Annotated in this window: 12 protein-coding genes and 1 pseudogene; 7 read left to right on the top strand and 6 right to left on the bottom strand. The window is 68.2% G+C overall.

Annotated features, from left to right (window positions below; translation table 11 throughout):
* Window positions 1-319: 319 nt before the first annotated feature.
* Both FRADC12_RS27910 and FRADC12_RS27905 read right to left on the bottom strand, forming a co-directional pair.
* On the bottom strand, window positions 320-1,414 hold the full coding sequence (locus tag FRADC12_RS27910; RefSeq protein WP_045878833.1) for a CU044_5270 family protein: 1,095 nt from the start codon (window positions 1,412-1,414) through the stop codon (window positions 320-322).
* On the bottom strand, window positions 1,414-2,040 hold the full coding sequence (locus tag FRADC12_RS27905) for an RNA polymerase sigma factor (protein WP_232304091.1): 627 nt from the start codon (window positions 2,038-2,040) through the stop codon (window positions 1,414-1,416). Before FRADC12_RS27905 ends, FRADC12_RS27910 begins: the two co-directional genes overlap by 1 nt.
* A gap of 871 nt (window positions 2,041-2,911) precedes the next feature.
* Here FRADC12_RS27905 and mobF point away from each other — a divergent pair.
* Window positions 2,912-7,327: a MobF family relaxase gene (gene mobF / locus FRADC12_RS27900; RefSeq protein ID WP_045880360.1), complete on the top strand. Its 4,416-nt coding sequence runs from the start codon at window positions 2,912-2,914 to the stop codon at window positions 7,325-7,327.
* Window positions 7,328-7,434: 107 nt separating this feature from the next.
* Entirely contained in the window at window positions 7,435-7,971 is a 537-nt protein-coding gene (locus tag FRADC12_RS27895; protein WP_232304090.1) for a DinB family protein, read from the top strand.
* A gap of 481 nt (window positions 7,972-8,452) precedes the next feature.
* On the opposite strand, the gene FRADC12_RS27890 is transcribed toward FRADC12_RS27895, so the two are convergent.
* Entirely contained in the window at window positions 8,453-9,451 is a 999-nt protein-coding gene (locus tag FRADC12_RS27890) for an IS30 family transposase (protein WP_045877242.1), read from the bottom strand.
* A gap of 232 nt (window positions 9,452-9,683) precedes the next feature.
* Between FRADC12_RS27890 and FRADC12_RS27885 the strand changes: the two genes are divergently transcribed.
* The 5 genes from FRADC12_RS27885 to FRADC12_RS27870 all read left to right on the top strand — a co-directional run bounded on the left by FRADC12_RS27885 (window position 9,684) and on the right by FRADC12_RS27870 (window position 16,333).
* Entirely contained in the window at window positions 9,684-9,950 is a 267-nt protein-coding gene (locus FRADC12_RS27885) for a hypothetical protein (RefSeq protein WP_045878831.1), read from the top strand.
* Window positions 9,951-10,613: 663 nt separating this feature from the next.
* Window positions 10,614-12,458, top strand: a complete 1,845-nt coding sequence (locus FRADC12_RS27880) for a hypothetical protein (RefSeq protein ID WP_045875092.1) — start codon at window positions 10,614-10,616, stop codon at window positions 12,456-12,458.
* A gap of 545 nt (window positions 12,459-13,003) precedes the next feature.
* The gene (locus FRADC12_RS30730) at window positions 13,004-13,321 is read left to right on the top strand and encodes a hypothetical protein (RefSeq protein ID WP_157489092.1); all 318 of its coding nucleotides are present in this window, start codon (window positions 13,004-13,006) and stop codon (window positions 13,319-13,321) included.
* Between the two features lie 342 nt (window positions 13,322-13,663).
* Window positions 13,664-14,836, top strand: a complete 1,173-nt coding sequence (locus tag FRADC12_RS27875; RefSeq protein ID WP_045878587.1) for an ISAs1 family transposase — start codon at window positions 13,664-13,666, stop codon at window positions 14,834-14,836.
* Between the two features lie 213 nt (window positions 14,837-15,049).
* Window positions 15,050-16,333: an IS256 family transposase gene (locus tag FRADC12_RS27870; RefSeq protein ID WP_232304089.1), complete on the top strand. Its 1,284-nt coding sequence runs from the start codon at window positions 15,050-15,052 to the stop codon at window positions 16,331-16,333.
* A 379-nt stretch (window positions 16,334-16,712) separates the two neighbouring features.
* On the opposite strand, the gene FRADC12_RS27865 is transcribed toward FRADC12_RS27870, so the two are convergent.
* From FRADC12_RS27865 to FRADC12_RS27855, 3 genes and pseudogenes are all read right to left on the bottom strand, one after another.
* Entirely contained in the window at window positions 16,713-16,961 is a 249-nt protein-coding gene (locus FRADC12_RS27865; RefSeq protein WP_157489091.1) for a hypothetical protein, read from the bottom strand.
* Window positions 16,962-16,980: 19 nt separating this feature from the next.
* Window positions 16,981-18,331, bottom strand: a pseudogene (locus tag FRADC12_RS27860) (IS256 family transposase).
* A 107-nt stretch (window positions 18,332-18,438) separates the two neighbouring features.
* Entirely contained in the window at window positions 18,439-18,918 is a 480-nt protein-coding gene (locus FRADC12_RS27855) for a transposase (RefSeq protein WP_232304088.1), read from the bottom strand.
* Between the last annotated feature and the right edge of the window lie 38 nt (window positions 18,919-18,956).

Genomic DNA, 18,956 nt, shown 5'->3' with positions numbered 1-18,956 from the left:
AATGGGCGACGCCGCTCGAGGTCTTTACCGAGCTGCTGGAAAGTCATGTGTCGCCATGACCGCTTGATTCCGCCCTGGCACGATTTATTTTAGTCCTGCTGAGTGGGCGGATCAGGTCTTCCTGCAGAAGCCCTCGAACCCCCCCGGCGCCGGGCTGCTAGAACGGCATTACCGCGCGTAGCCGCTGCAGGTAGCGGGCTGATGGCACGGAGGGCGGGATAGCTCATGAACCGAGCGGTGACCCTGGCAGCCGCGATTGGTTCTGCTTTCGCTGCCCTCCGTGCTGTCGTCGTCGTCAGCCAGTTCGGGTCAATGGGCGTCACGTGGTGGCGCCGATGGTGGGAACGCGCCGGGCCGTGATGAGTTCGGTGTAGCTCTCGACGGTCGGGACGTTGGGAAGGTGCAGTCCGGGGGGCGGTGGCGCGGCGACCTGTTCGATGGTCAGCGGCGCACCAGTGTCGGAGAAGATCAGATACTCGGTGGCGAGACTGAGGCTGGACTGGTCAGAGACCACCAGGCCCACCGCGCGACCGGGCCGGCCGGCGTGGTCACGGGTCGGCCCGAGGTCGAAGACCTCGGGGATCTGCGCGAGGACGTCGTAGAGCGCGGCGTTCTGCGCCGGGCTCGTCAGGCCAGTACGCAGGGTGCTGAGGACATCAGCCGCGACCGTGAGGTCGACGGGGTGACCGGCCGCTGTGGCATAGGCCTTCAGTCTCGCCAGAATCTGCGCGGGGTCGGTGGGAGTCAGGGCCGGATCGGACTCGGGGGGCGCTGGCGGACGGTCGGATCTGCCCGCGAATCGGTCGTCGTCGACGGGGGTCGGACCGCCAATGTCCGCGCCGGCGCGGTCGACCTGCTGGTTGTACCGGTCAGTCCGCACCGTCCCGTCGCTGCCACGCCACTCGTCCGTGATCGTCGTACGAGCGGTGGTCGTCGACTTGTGGTCGGCGATGGCGACATCGAGTCCGTAGGTCTGGCTGCGGGCGTAGAGGACCGGACCGGTCCCGGCCTGCGCGCTCCCTCGCTGCCGGCGGGCCGCGTCCGACAACGCCACCACGGCACGATCGTGATCGCCCGCGGTCGCGGTGAACAGAGGTGTCGGCAGCAGGGGCGTGGCCGTGGCCCGGTCGTGTGTTCGTACGGTCGTGAGCCCCACGATCGCGCTCGCGAGCACCAGGATCGTGGCCGCCGCCGTCAGGACGTGACGGCGGCGCAAGGTGGTGCCGCGATCAAGTCTCTCCCCGCGCCGGTGGGATTGGGCGGACGAATCGGCGAGCAGGAGAGCCAGCAGGTGCTCGCCGCGCCGTTGCTCGATGTCGTCGAGGGGGTCGTCCGCCACCGGGTTGGAGGCGCTGAGGAGCGCGCGCACAACGACGAGATCGTCGATGTCGCCACGGCCGTCGCGGTCGGACATCATGACCCTTCCTTGAAGGTGAGCGAGGCTGGGAGTGCGGTGACGGTCGGCGTTGAGGCGGCTTCTGCCAGGGCCGCCTCAAGACGGCGCCGGGCACGGTGCAGACGCACCTTCGCCGTGGAGGTGGAAACCGCCAGAGCGACCGACAGGCCGTGAAGGTCCAGTCCCTCCCAGCCGGCGAGTTGCAGGATCTCCCGGTCATCCGGAGAAAGCCGCTCCAACGCCTGCCAGGCGGTGTCTCTGCGTACCGCCTCGTCCGCGATGTCCTCATCGGTCAGGGCGGCCGGGTCCGTGGCAAGCCCGAACCCGACCATCCGGACTTCGAGCCGTAGCCGCCGGATTCCCGCGCGGCGCTGGTTACGCACGACATTGCCGGCGATTCCGTACAGCCACGCCCGGGTCTCCTCCGAAGTGGCGGGGCGCCGCTGCCAATGCCGCCAAGCCGCGAGGAAAGTCTCCGACACGACGTCCCAGGCGGCCTCGTCACTGCCAAGGCGCCGCTGCGCGAACCGCAGGACCGCCCCACGGTGCTCCCGGAACAGCGCCTCGAACGAGGGCACGGCCAAACTGGCAGGCACAGGGACAGTCCTTCCGCGGGGCGTCACCCTGTTCATGTCCAGCACCACCCACCCGGTTACATCCCACCGTCCATCCGACCGCCCCCACCCTGACCCTCACCGGCCCCCCACGAGGGCCTCGTCGCGTCTACGCCGCCTCTCGGAGCATGGCGGGACGCGGCCACGCGAGCCGGCGCGGTCGCGCTCTTCCCCGCAAAACGGCGGGCGAGACCGGACCGGCCGGCGGCCAGCCAGGCGCGCGTCCGCGAGATCGAGCTGACCGATGATCTCCCTCGTCGGCCAGACGATCAACCTCGCGTTAACCGAACATCGCGTCCTCACCGCGGCGGGCCCGGAGCGTGCGTGCGGGCCGTGGGTTGGGCAACCCCTCGATGACGTCCCCGCGAGGCAGGTGCTGTTCGCAGCGTTACGTAACGCCTCGGCGCGGACATCGCCTGATGACCATCAATCGGGGGCTCGGCGCTGCGGATGAAGTAGGCCCGACGGTTGGCGAGTGGCGGCGTCGGCCGGGCGGTCCGTAGATCCCGAGATCGCGATCACCGTGATGTTTCCGACCGTGGTCGCGATGGCGCTGTCGATGGCGTCGCGGATGCGCGGACCTTGAGCGATGTCGGAGGCGATGAGGCTGCGATGTGACGCGCGATGTCGTGGCCCGGGAGCGTCGGGAGTCCCTGCGCGCATCTGGCTGGCGGAGCCGGTTCGCTGTGTGCGCCGGGCCGGGAGGCTTCATGCCCAGGCAGGCGATTCGGCCGGTCAGAGCACTCGATGCTCAGCACCGTGCTCTCTCAGTCGTGCGGACCGCGTCCAGCTGGTGGACGGGCACGCCGTCGCCTTGTGGTGTCTCGCCCCGGTCGCTTCGGTCGCGGCGTCGTTCGGCGGCGCCCTGGCCGAATCTGGGGCGCAGGGAAGGCACGGGCTCGTGATCGCGACGGCGCGGGTTCTGCGGGTGCGGGCGCGGGATCCGTTTGATGTGGCCCAAGCCGCGCGGGCGGTGGTGGCGTACGTGCAGGGAGGCGCTGATCCTCTGGCTCGCTACTACGGCGGCCAGGCGATCGGCCGAGCGTGTGGGGCCGGAGCGGAGCTGGTCGGCCTGCGTGGGGAGGTATCCGGGCTTGCGTTGGAGCGCCTGTTGCGTGGGAAGCACGCGGTGACCGGCCGTCCATTGCTCGGCGCCTCCGGGTCCGCCGGCCGGGTACGGCGGCCAGCCGCGGGCCCGGCCGGCCGCTTGGCCGCCGGTGAGGATCGAGAGTGGTTGACGCTCGCTGAGGCGGGCCTCGTGGCGGGGGTGAGTGCGGCGTACCTGCGTTCCTTGGTCAAGCGGACCTCCGCCTCTCCGACCGCGCGGGCGTCCTTGGACGGCTCCTCGGGCGGCGCGTCCGCGGCCGGCGAGGAGCGCGTCGGCGACGTCGCTGACGCCGCGCGGCGCTCGTCCCGGCGGAGGGCTGACGACCTCGTCGGCACGCGGCGCTCCGACGGCGCGTGGCTTGTGCGCCGTGAAGACCTGATGCGATGGTGCGCCCAGCGGACCCCGCCGGCGACGGTGCTCGGGTTCGATGTGGTGTGCGCGGCGCCGAAGTCGGTGTCATTGCTGTGGGCGTTCGGCGACGAGGCGATGCGGGCGGATGTCGCTGCCGCGTTCGACGCGGCCGTGGATGCGACGATCCGCTACCTCGAACGGCACGCCGTGTTCGGGATGGTCGGCGGGGAAAACCGGCGGGCCGTGGGACTCGCGGTCGCGTCCTACCTGCACGAGCTCTCGCGTAACGATGAGGCGCACCTGCACATCCACAACATCGTTATCAATGCGGTCGCCGTACCTGCCGATCCACCCGGAACACAGTCGTCACAGGCAGGCTGGGAATGGCGGGCGGTCGACGGCGAGGTGTTGTTGGCGACGGTGAAGACAGCGGGCTATGTCGGCGCGGCGGTGCTGCGCCAGGAGCTGTCGGCGCGGCGCGGAATCGTCTGGGAACCGGCCCGGCGCGGTGTTGCCGAGATCGCCGGGTTCCCCGCCGATCTCCTGGCGGCGTTCTCGACGCGCAGCGGCCAGGTGGCCGACGAGTTCGCGCAGTTGGTCGCCCAGGGCCTTGAGCCGTCGGCGGCGACCGCGGCTGCGGCGAAACGCAGCTCGCGGGCACCGAAACGGGTCCTGGCCGACGATCAGGTCCGCGCATTGCAGGCCGAGAAGCTCACCGCCGCTGGTTACACGGTTGACCAGGTGCGGCGGTTGGCGCCCGCGCTGTCCGCTCCGACGCCGCAACGACGACAGGTCCACGTGGGGGAGGGAGACATCGAGGCGTTGTTCGCGCGGCTGACCGGAGCTGTCGGGCTGACCGAGCATGCGACGACGTTCCTGCGTCGGGATGTGGTCCAGCAGGTCGCCGGCTGGGCTGGCGATTGGCTGGGCGCGGAGGAGATCGAGCGGCTGGCGGACCGGTTTCTTGCCGACCAGCGGGTCGTCCTGCTCCAGCAGCCCGAGCAGCCCCGGCACCGGCGGGAGCCCGAGCCGCTGTACACGGTCGAAGGGATGTTGGCCGCGGAGGAGGCGCTGCTCGCGTCATACCGGCAGGGCCAGGTCAGTGCCGGCGCGGCCCCGCGTCTGCTCGTCGCCCCCGAAATCCTTCAGGCCTGGCTGCGGACGGCGGCCTCACCTGGCGGGCCAGCCGGGTCGGCCACAGCACCCGGCGGCGGGCGTGATGAAGCGCCGGTGCTGGCCGCGGAGCAGGTGGAGCTTGTCCGGCGGCTGCTGACCAGCGGAGATCTGGTCCGCCTGGCGGTCGGACCAGCGGGGACTGGCAAGACCGAGGCGATGCGTGCGCTCACCGGCGTCCTGCGGGCCGTGGGACGCACGGTGCTGGCGACTGCGCACGGTGGCCGCCAGGCCGAGGAGCTCGCCGAGCGGATCGGGATCCCGGCCCGTGTCGTCGCCGGCTGGCTGACGTTGCTGGACAACCTCGACGAGCCGGCGGACGTGTGGCCGGCCGGGTCGGTGCTCATCGTCGACGAGGCCACTCAGGTCTCGACCCGCGACGCCGAACGGCTGCTGCGCTACGCGACCCGCACCGGGACCGTCGTCATTCTGCTCGGTGATCCAGCCCAGTTGGGGTCGGTCGCGGCGGGCGGCTGGTTCCGCCACCTCGTCGAACAGACCCCGGATGTGCCGGCGCTTGCGACGGTCCACCGCCAGGCCGGGCCGGAGATGGCGCCGGTCCGCGCCGCGCTCGCGGCGCTGCGCGCCGACACCGCGCCGGCGGCGCGCGCCGCCCTCGAACGGCTCGCCGCGACCGGCCGCATCCACGTCGCCGACACCGCGGACAGCGTGCTCGATCGCGCTGTCGCCGATTGGTATGCCGAGCGCCAACGTCGCATTGCGCCGACGGCGGCGCGTTCAGACAGGGCCGGCCGGGCGCGGCGCGGCTCGGGGGAGACCACGCCGGCCCGGCCGGTGATGGTGCAGATGATGGCCGAACGGCACCGCGATGTCGATGCCCTCAACCAGACGGCTCGGGCGCTGCTTACCGCCGACGGCACGCTGACCGGGCCGGCACTGACCGTGGCGGGCCGCCAGTTCCAGGTCGGCGACGAGGTCATCACCCTGACCCAGGCCGGCCACACCCTCGTCCCGGCCGGCAAGCCACGCTCGGCCTACATCCGGACCGGCACCCTCGGTGTCATCGCGGCCATCCACCTCGACACCGACGACCCGGCGGAGCAGGCCGTGACGGTCGCTTTCCCGAACAAGGGCTGGGTGCGCGTGCCGTGGGAGTACCTGACGTGGCGGTTCGACGACGGCCGCGACGGAGGTCTCGGCCACGCCTATGCCATCACCGCAGCCAAGGCCCAGGGCACCACCATGGACACCGCCCGCGCCATCGTGCCCGACGACACCTCCCGCGCCGGGCTGTACGTGATGCTGTCGCGCGCTCGCACCGACCTACACGCCTACGTCCTGCGTCGCGACCAGCTCGATGACCGCGACGACGACGAAAGCTGGCTGCCCGCAGGCCGAGAGCCAGGCGATCCACTGGACCGGCTGGCTGATCGGCTCGGCCGTTCCCAGCCCGAACGGCTCGCGACCGAACACGACCCCGACGCCCGTGTGGTGCACGAATTGCGCCGCCTTCACACGCTCGCCGAGCTCGCCGCGCAACGCCTGGCCGGCACGGCGCGCCCGCGGGCCTCGGCTGGTCGCGTTACCGCACCGCCGAGCGCGTCAGGCGCGTCCGCCTCTCCAGCCGATGCGGCGAACGACGGTACGGACCGGGCGGGGCTGCCGAGTCAGGTGCTCTGGCGACGCGCCGAACTCGCCGCCGAGGCCGCGCTACGCGCCGCCGCTCTTGCGAAGCCACCCAGCACCGTCGTCGACCGAATCGGCCCGCGACCGCCAGCCGGTCCCGATCGGGCGATCTGGGACGACGCCGTCGCAGCTCTCGCCATCTACCGCGCCCGCTGTCAGCCTCTCGGTGACATCGACAATCCCGAGCCGCCCCGCGACACTGCGCCGGACGACCGGCAGCGCGACCCGTGGCTGCGCCACCACGACCAGGCCGTCCACCTCGCCCAGGCCTGGACCGCCGCGCTCCCTGAACGGACGCGCGCGCGCTTCCACAGCCCAGCCGAATCCGTCCCCCGCGACCGGGCTGTCGCCGGCCTCCACGCACTGCTCGACCACGGGCAAGCACCGGCCGATCTCGCCGCGGCCCTCGGCCGCGAACCACTCACCGGCGTCCGCGCCGGCGCGCCCGTGCTGGCCGACCGCGTCACCCAGTTGTGCGAGGCCGCCCGCGTCGATCCGGCGGCGTACGAACTGCCCGCTCCCCACACCGCGCTGCAGGAATGGGCCAACGCCAGCGGGCGCCTCGCGACGGCTGAGGCAAACCATCTCGCGACCCGGCCGACCGCTGTCCTACACGCCGAAGGGCGATCCCTCGCCGAGCAGCTCCACGGGTCCACCGGACTGGCCAGAGCGGAACAGGCCGATGCCGCCACCAGCGAATTCGCGCAGGCGCGGTTCAGCCGTCTCAATGCGGCGCTGGACCACCAGGTCTCCGCCGCCGTCCTACGTGTGACGGCCGAACCGACCGGCTATCTGACCGCAATGCTCGGCCCCCGCCCGCCCGAGCCAGGCGAGACCGACGCATGGGACGCGGCCGCCCAACGCATCGAGCACTACCGCCATCATCACCTCGGACTTCCCCTCGGAACACCCGCCATGACGAGCCCGGACCCAACCCGTGCAGCCCTCGGCGACCGCCCCCACGATCCGCAAGCCGCCCATGCCTACGACCACGCGGCCGACATGGAGTTCCCCATCGCTCTTACCCTCGGGTTTTAGCGGACGTCTCACAATCCCTGTGACCGCGAGCCCCCCCGGAGACCGCATGACGGCCGGGACGAGTCGCACAGGCCTCGACAGACCGTCGACGCTTGGTTCTGGATGCAGTGGAAGAGCATCTGGCGCAGTACGGTGCCGACATGGAATCACCTCCCCCGCGCCCGCCGGCGCTGCGGGTCATGCGCGCGAACACCGCTGAAGAACGCGAGATCCTAGAAGCCTTCCTGGACTTCTACCGAGACATCGTGGTGCACAAGATCGCGGGAGTCGATGACCAGGCGGCAAGGGCGAGGCTGGTGCCATCGATGACCACTCTCGCGGGCCTTGTGCGCCACCTGACCACGGTGGAACGCAATTGGTTCCACCGGCTGACGGGGGAGGACCCCGAGCTGCCAGACAGCTCGTGGGAACTCTCTGATGCCCATACTCCGAGCGTCCTGATCGAGGAGTATGAGCGCGTTTGCGCCGTGTCCCGGCGAGCGGCCGCGGGTTTCGCGCTTGACGATGTGATCCCGCATCCCGACGCGGGCCAGGTCTCGGTGCGTTGGATCTACGTGCACATGATCGAGGAGACCGCCCGCCACGCTGGGCACGCCGACATCCTGCGGGAACTGACGGACGGCTCGACTGGCGTCCTGGGCTAAGCACCTCCTCAGAAGTCAAGGCGACGTTTTTGGCGGCCCGTTCGAACGGAGCCTCGCTGCTAGGCGGAGGCGTTGGATGATACGCATGGTGCTTCTACGACTGCGAGGTGTCTGTGTCCAGCGGACGGGGGTCCCAGCGCCTGGCGGTGGTGCTTGCGGGATGCGCGGTGGTGTCGGCGAACGCTGGCGCCGTTCTGATCAATGTCGTATCAGGTCAAGAGCGCTGGCCGGGAGTGTTCGACGCGGCGCGTGCCCACGCGTTCTGGTCGGCGGGCGTTGTGAGCCTGCTTGCGGCGTTGGCGGCGGGGGCAGCCGTTCGTCTGCAGGCGGGAGAGTCTAGGGGAGGGCTGGGCGCGCAACCGCCCGTCGAGCCGCCGGGCTGGGTCGTGGGCCGCCCAGTTGAGGCCGGGGAGGTCGTGGCGGGGCTGCGCCGCCGAGGTGTTGGCACAGTCGGAATCACAACGGGGGCGGAATCAAGCGGTCATGGCGACACATGACTTTCCAGCAGCTCGGTAAAGACCTCGAGCGGCGTCGCCCATTTGAGCGTCTGCCGTGGCCGCCCATTCAGCTGCGTGGCCACCATATCAAGTTCTTCCTGCGTGTGCAAGGACAGGTCGGTGCCCTTCGGGAAGTACTGGCGCAGCAACCCGTTGGTGTTCTCGTTCGAGCCGCGCTGCCACGGTGAGTGCGGGTCGCAGAAATACACGGGAATACCGGTGCGGACGGTGAAATCGGCGTGCCGGGCCATCTCCTTTCCCTGGTCCCAGGTCACCGAGTTCCGCATGAACTCGGGCAGGGTCTCCATCTTCTTGCCCAGCAGGTAGGCGACCTTGTCGGCGTTACGGTCGTACGGTATTCGCGCCAACATCACGAACCGGGTCGTGCGCTCGACCAGCGTGGCGATCTGCGACTTGTTGCCCTTCCCGATGATCAGGTCGCCCTCCCAGAAACCGGGGACGGCGCGGTCCTCGGCCTCCTTCGGCCGCTCGCTGATGTTGACCATGCCGACGATCCCGCCCCTGGTCAGGGTGCTGCGCGACCGGTTGACCCGCCTGGCCCGGCCCTTACGCAGCGCGATCTTCAGTTCCGTCCGCAGCTCGCCGCGCGCCTGGAGGTAGAGGCACTCGTAGATTGTTTCGTGGCTCACGCGCATGCTCTCGTCGTCGGGAAAGTCCGTGCGCAGTCTCTCGCTGATCTGCTTCGGCGACCACTTCTCGACCAGGCCGGTGTTCACCGCGTCGTGCAGCTCCTTCGACGCGACGAGTTTCCGTTCCTTCGGGCGGGCGCACATCAGATCACACCGTGCCTGCGCATCCACCGCCCGATACGCCGCGGCACCGCCGTTACGCTCGATCTCCCGGGAGATCCCCGAATGATGACGACCGAGCACAGCGGCGATATACCGAGCCGAACGCTCCTGACTCAACTCCCGCGAGATGACCTCGCGGTCCTCCACCGTCAACCGCTCCCGTACGCCCATCCACCATCCAGCCCCTCGACACCATCGCGATCATCCTATCGGGGCGTCGCTACGACCGTTTGATGCCGCCCTTGAGAGTTATGCAAATAGTGTCGCGAACAATTTTCCGTGGCGCCAGGTATTCATCAATGGGACTCGTGCGCTGCAGTCTGGCCTCATGCCGTAGAATGCGCTGCGAGGTTCTTGCCTAATTTTGATGTTTGTGCCAGGCTGCCTATTTGGAGGGTTGACGGTGGATGATGAAAGTCGCGTCAAGATTTTGCGCCTGCTCGGTCGGATCTACACGCCCATCGCCGCGGACGACCTGGACATGTGCGTCGATCTCACCGAGGGGCTCCACATCGGCGAGGAGCAGCTAGTCGAGCTTCTGGCTGCTGATCGCGCTGAATTCCTCTCAGGTATTACCCGGCCAGTTTGGGCCTGCCCGGCACTCGAGGTCCGAGGTGGCGGTGCGAACGACGAGTTCTTCACGAGGTCGGACTGGCCAGTGTGGGCGTGACTCGTTCAGGACGTTCTGTCGGAGAGTCAAGAGTTGGCCCTCCTGATTCATTTCTGTGATATCGCGGAGATCGTTAGTGAACGCGGTGACGCGACCGGAGGAATATCGACTGATCGACTGCGCGAAAGAATCGACGATTTGACGGTTCACCTGCCGCGTCGTCGTCTCGAGGAAATGTCTGCGGGAAGAGACTTGCCGAAAGAAAGGTTCCTGCTCTATCGGGAGTTGGCAGAGGATCTTCATCGCGAGGGGGCAAGGTCGAAAAGATGAACTATCTGAAGGTCGCAAAGTCTTTTGAAGGCCTGAATCCAGGAGAAATACTCTTCGGGGTGAGAGGCGGATCGGACAGCGGCGCTGCGGTGTAGCGGAGGTTGAGGTGTGCTGACCTGGATGGCAAAGTGAGGATTGATTTGACGTGAACAAGTTGACCTGAGCTTGGCCCCCCTACGGCGGACCAATGCCGTTGTAAGGCGCTTGATCGCGAGGTGTGAGGTACCCGGCCGCGCCTGAGCTAACGGTGACGTTGGGTGACGGTCGGGGGTGGGGTGGGAGGTCGCCGGAGCGGAGGATTTGGGTGCTGGGAGTGCCCGGATTGCGGGGTTTGAGCGGATCTCCGGGTGAGGTGAAGGGTGTCGAAGCCAGTTCCCTGACCCGGAGTCCGCCGTGTCCTGTTTCTATCCTGTCGTCCCGTCGGTCGCGCTGCCCGGGGTGGCCTTCGGCCGGGTCGGTGCCGGGCTGCTGGCGGTGCGTGCCGAGGACCTGGCCGCGGGGCCGGTTCGCACGGCCGGGCGCCGCGGCGGCGGCCGGGCGCCGGCCCGCGACCGCCGCGGCCTGCTCACGCTGGCTGAGGGCGCGCTCCCGGCCCGCCACGGCGACCAGGTGATCGTCTACCGGCCGGTGCTGGCCGGGACGCTCAGGGCCTACGACAACGGGGATCTGGCCCTGTCGGGCCGGGCGGCGGACCACGTGTCGCTGGGAGCGGCGGAGGCCGAGCTCGACCGGCGGCTCGGCCCCGGCGCGCTCGACCGGCTGATCGCCGAGGCGTTCACCCAGTTCCAGGCGACGACACCGCCCGGCAGCGACGACGCCGCACCTGATGACGCCGTGCGCGGGCAGGAGACGGCGTTGGCGTTGACCCGGGGGGTCGTCGTGCGGGCGCTGGTCCTGGGGTCGTGGATGGCGGGCACCGGGTGGGACGACGTGCTGGCGGCGTTGTTCGCGCCGGTCGCGGACGTCCCGTTCACCCGCTGCTCCGCCACGCCCGGCGGGCCGGCGTTCTCCCGGGCGCGGCGCGGCGTGCCGGGGGTGGTGGTCGCCGCGGTGTGCGAGGCGGTCCTGGTGGTGCTGCGCGCGGAGCTCCTCGACCCGCACGACCCACAGGCGCTGGCCGCGGGAGCGTTCCGGGTCGCCGGCTTCGACGGGACCCTCCTGCGGCTGCCCGACACGGCGGCGAACCGGGAGCGCTTCGGGGCGGGCACCGACCCGGCGCCGTTCCCGCACGTCCGCCTTCTGATCGACGTCGACGCTGGGACGAAGACCCCGCTCGGCTACGCCCACGGCCCGTCCTCGGGCGCGAAGGACGCCGGTGAGCAGACGCTGCTCGAGCAGGTCGCGACCGCCACCCCGGCGATCTGTCACCCTGGGCTCCTGCACGTCGGGGACCGTAACTTCCCCGGCGCCGAGCGGCTGAGGCGGCTGACCGGCGCCGGGATGAACCTCGCGGTGCGGCTGCGCGCCGGGATCACCGTCGACGTCGACACGTGGCTGCCCGACGGCTCGGCGCTCGTCGACCTCGGCACCGACGACGTGCTGCACGGCTGGCGCGACGTCGAGTGGGACGTGTTCGCCGACGGCGTCCACACCGGTGAGACGTTCGCCGTGGCCACGAACATCACCGACCCCGCCGCGCTGCCCGCGCTCGCTCTCACCGCCGGCTACCGGGCCCGATGGGGCGCGACCGAGACCCCGATCCGCGAGACCAAGGCCACCCTGAACGACTCCGGACCCGGAGCCGGGCCGATGCTGCGCGCCACCGACCCGTTCGAGGTCGACCAGGAGATCCCCGCTCTCCTGCTCGGGGCGGCTCTCCTGCGCGCGGTGCAGCGCAGCGCCGCCGCGCAGGCCACCCCCGCCCAGCGCGGCGCCCGCGCCGGGCAGCCGGTCCTGGCCCGGGAACTGTCCACCAAGGCCACGGTGCTCGCGCTCACCCGCCACCTCGGCGCGGCGACCCCCGGCCTGCCCGACGAGGTCGTCGCACACCGGCTCGCCGCCATCCACAGCGCACTCAGCCGGCGGCGCAACACCCCCGACCGCAACCGCACCCGCGAACGCCGGGCGAAGAGCGTCTCGGAGTTCCCCCACGCCGGACCCGGCCTCACCACCCGCAAGGTCGTCTACGAGACCCGGATCTGCGGACCGATCACCGACACCCTCACCACGGCGGCCCCAACACTCACGCTTCCCGATGTCACCGAACGTGACCACACTCAGCCAGCCATGGCAGCCTGACCCACGCGATCAAGAGAGTTTCACTGGCATTGCTACGGCGGACACTGTCCGTGCTCAGGGGTCGAGCCCACCGTCACCGCCACCGTCGTCATCCCTGCCAGCGGCGACATGTGGGACCTCACCATCGACAACACTCACACCTTCTACATCGAGATCTCGGCGGCCTGAGCCGTCCTCGTTCACAAAATCTGCTCCCCGGCGGAGAATGATGGCGGTAGATTCGGCGACCTCAGTCCCGGCCCAAGGGCGATGACCTCACGGCTCATCACATGCCCCGGAAGGCGTTGGGCTTCGACGCGGAGAATGATGGTGGTGCGATCGTGATGCAGGAAGATGATCACGCGCTGACGCGCACATACGGTTGGCGGGGAGCACTAACCAAGAGTTCAGACGCTGGGCTTTCGTTCCGCACAGTGTTGGCAAAGGAAACCCGGGATCTTCAGGTCATCGGTCAATCGCAGTATGGCGACCCTTCGTACTACAATCAGGGTATCCGGTCGCTACTGACCTGCTACCGGTCAATTGGCCGGCCCTAGGTGGTCGATGTGGCGATTCGGCGCGAGATCAGAGAATTCGTGGAAGCAGGTGGACTCCCTTCAGGAGAGGCCGGTGTCGACGAGATAAGAATCAGACAGGAGATGCTGTCGAGGATTCCGGGGCCCGTGTCAAACGAAGAGGCATCTCTTCTTGTGGACGCTTTTGGCCCCGATGATTGCTACGGACTTGCGTGGAGTCTCCTGCATCTCATCGAAACCGCTCCTGGCGATCTGAAGTTCGATGATCTTCGAGAATCAGGTAACGTATGGGTCCGACGGCTGATGGATCGGGCGGAGATCGCTCGACACCTTGAACCTGGAAAATGATAGGCCATGGGTCCGAGGCAGGGCTCCGGCGAGGTAGCGCAGCGTCATAATTGATAGCTGACAGTAGCCGGCTTGGTGATCACTCCTGGGCGTCCGACGGGCGATTGATTATCGCTACAGCTCGTCATGGATTCGTGCCATAGCAACTTGTCCTGGCGCTGACCGTGATTCGACGGGGCATTCAGCGTCGCTGGGCGCACGCGATTATCTGGAAATGATTGACGGGATGCAGGCTCCCCGTTGAGAAAGAAGTGGCCTTCCGCCTGGGAAAATGTAAGTACCACCAAACAAAACCCCAAGACAGAAGGCCACCACGTGCCATCATGCCAGTCTGGCCCCGGCATGTCCACCGAGCCTATCGATTGCGAGCAGATCGACATCTCCAGCCTGCTCGCGATGCTCGGCGAGATTCCCGACCCGCGCAAGGCGAAGGGAGCGATCTACAGCCTGCGGTACATCCTGTCGACCTCGCTTGTTTCGACGATGACGGGCGCGAAGCGCCTCAGTGAGATCGGCCGCTGGGCGGCGAGGATCCCCCAGCCCCTGCTGGCCCGGCTGGGAGCGCCTTACGACCACTTCCTCGGGCGGTACCGAGTACCCAGCGAGAAGACGATCCGCCGGGTTCTCCAGGTCATTGACGTCGCGGCTCTGGACGCCCGCATCGGTTGCTGGCTGTTCGCGCAGACCACCTGGGAGAACGGGGAGCAGGTCACCATCGCGGTCGACGGCAAGGTCATGCGTGGTGCCTGGGTAGATGAGAAGACGCAGGTCAAGCTACTCGCCGCGCTGATCCACGGCAGGGGTCTCGTCGTCGGACAGATCCGCGTACCCGACGACACCAACGAGATCACCCAGGTCGAGAATCTGCTCGACCAGCTTCCGGAAATACCAGGCCATCCGACCGTGACCCTCGACGCGGCGCATACGCAGGACGACACCGCAAAGGACATCGTCAAGCACGGGATGGACTACGTGATGACGGTGAAGGGGAATCGCCCGACCCTAAAAAGGCAGACATTCGAACGGGTCCTTCCACTTCTCCAGGAACCAGCCCACCACGAGGTCCAGGAACGCGGACACGGCCGGATCAAAAACTGGCAGACCTGGACCACGAAAGCCGACGGCATCGAGTTCCCGCATGTCAACAAGGCGGCCATCATCCGGCGAGACGAGTTCGACCTTACCGGAACGCGCCTCACCCGCGAATACGCTCTCGCCCTCACCAGCGCTACGGGCACGCACGCCACAGCGTCATACTTCCACTCTCACGTCCGCGGCCAATGGGGCATCGAAAATGAGGTCCACTACATTCGCGACACTGCCTGGCGCGAGGACGACGATCCGACCTATACCGGGAACACAAATCACGCTTTCGCGAGCCTCCGGAACCTGACCATCGGAATCCTCCGCCTCAACGGCAGGAGGAAAATCAAGGAAACCCTGGAGGACGTCGCCGCCGATCGCAACGCCGCACTCGGCCTGCTCGTCACAGCCTGTAGCGCATCAAAGCGGTGAGCTACCTCGCCGGAGCCCTGGGTCCGAGGTGAGGTCTGATCCTGGAGGAGATCTCCCGGGTCTCGGGACGACATCGACATGACTACGGGCAGCAGCGGCGCCGTCGAGAGCTACGGCTATGACCAGCTGGGGGGCGTGTCATGACGACTGTGTAAGCCGGAGGTGGACCAGGATTGATCTACCTGATCGGGGTAGGTCAGAAATGGACACCTAATGGCAGAGACCACTACGCTTCGGGCATCTGACGAGGCGGCGGCGCGGAGAATCGCTGAGGCGTTCGCGCCGGACACGATCGATGCGTTGTTGAAAGACGCGAAAGCGACCGGTACGCCGGTCGACGGGGTCGATGGTCTGTTGAACCAGATGACGAAGGCCGTCCTGGAGCGTGCCCTGCAGGTCGAGATGACGGACCATCTCGGGTATGAGGCCGGCGACCCGGCCGGTCACGGCACGGGAAACTCCCGCAATGGGAAATCGACAAAGACGGTGTCGACGCGGAACGGGCCGGTCGAGATCGAGGTGCCACGTGACCGGAACGGCTCGTTCGAGCCGGCGATCGTGCCGAAACGCGCCCGTCGGCTGGGGAACCTCGATGACCTGATCCTGTCGTTGTACTCGCGGGGCATGACGACCCGCGATATCGAGGCCCATCTGCGAGAGGTCTACGGCGTTCAGGCGTCCCGGGAACTGATCTCGAATGTGACCGAGGTCGTGGTCGATGAGATCAAGGCGTGGCAGTCCCGGCCGCTGGACGAGGTCTATCCGATCTTGTATGTGGACGGGCTGCGGATCCGGGTCAAGGACAACGGCGTGGTCACGACCAAGGTCGCCTACCTGGCCGTGGGCGTCGATGTCGACGGGCGCAAGCACGCGCTGGGCTGCTGGATCCAGGACACCGAGGGCGCGAAGTTCTGGCAAAAGATCCTCGCCGACCTTCGTAACCGCGGCGTGCGGGACCTGCTGATCGTCTGCCGCGACGGCCTGACCGGCCTGCCCGAGGCCGTCGTCGCGGTCTTTCCCGAGACCGTCGTCCAGACATGTGTCGTCCACGTGATCCGCAACGCGATGCGTTTCGTCTCCTACAGCGACCGGAAATCCGTCGTCAGGGCGATGAAGGAGATCTACACCGCGCCCACTCTCGAAGCCGCCGAACTCGGCCTCGAAGCCTTCGACAAGAAGTTCGGAACCCAGTATCCCGGCGCCGTCGACGTGTGGCGCCACGCGTGGACCGAGTTCATCCCTTTCCTCGACTACCCACCCGAGCTCCGGAAAATCGTCTACACGACCAACGCCATCGAGTCGATGAACTTCCAGCTCCGCAAAATCACGAAGAACCGCGGACACTTCCCCGACCGCGACGCGGCAATGAAACTACTCTACCTGGGGCTGAGAAACATATCGAGCCAACGAGGCGGCGAGTCCGGCACCGGAACCCACGGCTGGAAAATAGCCCTCAACACGCTCGTGAACCTCTTCCCGGGACGACTACCCTTCTGATAACCTGAACCCGTAAGCCGCAGTTTCACCTTCGGCTTACACGGAAATCGTGACAGGCTCCGCGCCGAGCCTGTCAGATTTTTTGTGTAAGGGGTTTTCCCGCGTTCCGGTAGTTACCGGTCCACGTCTTTCGCCCTGCCGGTGACACCTGCTGTTCTATGGTCCGGTCTGTGACCGGTGATCGCCGATCCGGGTGTTCCACTCAAGTGGGGAACGGTGCGGCGTGTCTGGAGTTGTGGGGTGTTCCGGCTGTGCCGCTCACCGGTCCGGCCGGTTTCCCGTGGGCCGTTGGGGCGTGTGTTCACCATATCGCCGCGGACGGGCTGGTCGATACCGACACGCCGCTTCGGGTGGTGTTTCCTGTGGCCTGGCCTGGTATTCACAGGTCGTCGGAGAGAAGGTCGCCTGATGCGAGCAGCAACTCGAACATGAGGTCCTGCAGGCCGGGGTGGTCAGGGTCCGCGAGTTCGGCGCAGGCGGCCTCGGCCGCTTCGACCCCGAGCAGCCGGGAGCACAGCGCGCCGGCGCGGCGGAGCAGGTCGGCGAGGTCCTCGGCGTCGGCGCGGCGCAGCGTGACGGTGGCGGCGAGCGCGGCGGCGACATCGTCGGGCGGGCGGGTGGCGGCCATGACATCGAGCATCACCCGGTCACAGAGCCAGGGCGGGGATCCGCCCCGGAAACGCGGTCGCGAGTTCGGCGAGCGCGGGCCGCCAGCCCTGCGCCGTGTGCCCCTCGATGAGCTTCCCCGGCGCGGCCCGCTCGGCGCGGGGCTTCCCGGCCTCCTTCGCCCGCGCACGGGCCCGTTTGTCCTCGATGTCGACGATCGCCAGCCACAGCAGCTTCACGACCGCGTCGTTCGTCGGGAAATGCCCCCGATTCTTGATGATCTTCCGTAGCTGGTAGTTGAAGCTTTCGATCGCATTCGTCGTATAAATGATCTTCCTGAGGTTCGGGGTGAACTCCAGAAACGGCACGAACTGGTCCCAGGCCCGTTCCCACACCCCGACCGACGCCGGATGCTTGCGCCCGAGCGCCGACTCGGCGAACTCCAGCAGCGCCTGCTCGGCCGCGTCCAACGACGGGGCGGTGTAGATCGGCCGCATCGCGGCCGCCAACGCCTTGCGGTCCGTGTAGGACGCATACCGCAGCGCCGCGCGGATCAGATGCACCGTGCACGTCTGCACCGTCGTCTTCGGCCCGTAGGCGTTGCCGATCGCCTCCGGCAGGCCCGTCAGCCCGTCGCAGCACACGACCAGGATGTCGCGCAGCCCCCGGTTCCGCAGCTCGGCCATCACCTGCGCCCAGTGCCGCGCCGCCTCGACCTGCTCGACCCAGATCCCCAGCACATGCTTGACCCCGTCCAGGTCAACCCCGACCGCCAGGTGCACCGCCTTGTTCCGCACCGCCGAGCCCTCACGGACCTTCACCACCAGCGCATCGACATAGACGATCGGATACACCTCGTCGAGCGGCCGGTGCTGCCAGGCCTTCACCTCCTCAAGCACCTCGTCGGTGATCCGCGAGATCGTGTCATGCGACACCTCGACACCCACCGTGCGGGCCAGATGATGCCCGATGTCGCGGACCGTCATCCCACCCGCATACAGCGAGATCACCGTGTCCGACAGGCCCCCCAACCTGCGTTCACCCTTCGGGATCAGCCGCGGCTCGAACGTCCCCGCCCGATCCCGCGGCACATCGAGCTCGACCGGCCCCAACCTCCGTCATCACCGTCTTACGCGACGACCCGTTCCGCGCGTTCCCCGCCCCCGCGCCGGCGTCCTTCCCGTCGGCCAGGTGCGCGTCAAGCTCCGCCGCGAGCCCCCGCTCCAACACCTGCTTCAGCAGCCCCGACAACAACCCACCCTGCCCGGTCAGCTTCACCTCACCACCCACAGCCGTCCGCGCGAGCAACGCCGCGACCAACTCGTCAGCGACCCCGTCCGGCAACACCAACTCACCCGGCCGCCCCGCACCACCCTCACCAGCCGGCTGCACCGGCACCAGCACCCCGCCCTGCCCCGACTCCAGGTCCTGGACCCGCCCCACCTGTCCGTCTAGCGTCGCCATTTCGGTCCTCCTCCGCTCCAGGGGCCTTCACACCCCTAGAACCTAACTCTAGGTCTCCACCCCCTTACACAAAGTTCCTGACACCCTCGCAGCGGCGCCGCCACGACGAGGCCGACGATCACCCAGTTGTTCCCGAAGCCGACCTGGTCCGGGCCCTTCGCGGAGCCGTCGTGGAACCAGCCCGCCGCCCACACCTTCTTCCCCGCCCGGTGGAACAGGGTGTCATCGACCACGACCCGCAGCGGCCCGGCCGGGACGAGCCGGTCGACGACGAGGCGGGCGAGCGCCAGGCCGACGTTCTCGGGCGACCAGACGGCCCGCGCGAAGAACCGGTGCGCCCGGTCGTGCGGCCACAGCGCCGACAGCCCGCAACCGACGAGCATCCCGCACACCGTCCGCCGCCCGCCCGTGGCCAGCATCCCGACGACCAGCGCCCGGAACACCCGGAACGACGGGGCGGTGAAACACGGCCGGAAACCCTCCAGCAACACCGCGAGAGAAACCGGTATCGTCACGTCCGGGAGCATCAGCGTCCAGCTTTCGGGTTGGTACA

This window comes from Pseudofrankia sp. DC12 (genome assembly GCF_000966285.1).
Classification (GTDB): Bacteria; Actinomycetota; Actinomycetes; order Frankiales; family Frankiaceae; genus Pseudofrankia.
The sequence above is the reverse complement of the archived record's forward strand: the minus strand, read 5'-3'. Positions and strand labels throughout refer to the sequence as shown.

What these genes read in the sequence shown, in the direction of transcription:
- FRADC12_RS27910 (WP_045878833.1), bottom strand. Translation starts at nt 1,414, where the DNA reads ATGTCCGACCGCGACGGCCGTGGCGACATCGACGATCTCGTCGTTGTG.
- FRADC12_RS27865 (WP_157489091.1), bottom strand. Translation starts at nt 16,961, where the DNA reads ATGGCCGCCACCCGCCCGCCCGACGATGTCGCCGCCGCGCTCGCCGCC.
- FRADC12_RS27875 (WP_045878587.1), top strand. Translation starts at nt 13,664, where the DNA reads ATGTCCACCGAGCCTATCGATTGCGAGCAGATCGACATCTCCAGCCTG.
- FRADC12_RS27890 (WP_045877242.1), bottom strand. Translation starts at nt 9,451, where the DNA reads ATGGGCGTACGGGAGCGGTTGACGGTGGAGGACCGCGAGGTCATCTCG.
- FRADC12_RS27870 (WP_232304089.1), top strand. Translation starts at nt 15,050, where the DNA reads ATGGCAGAGACCACTACGCTTCGGGCATCTGACGAGGCGGCGGCGCGG.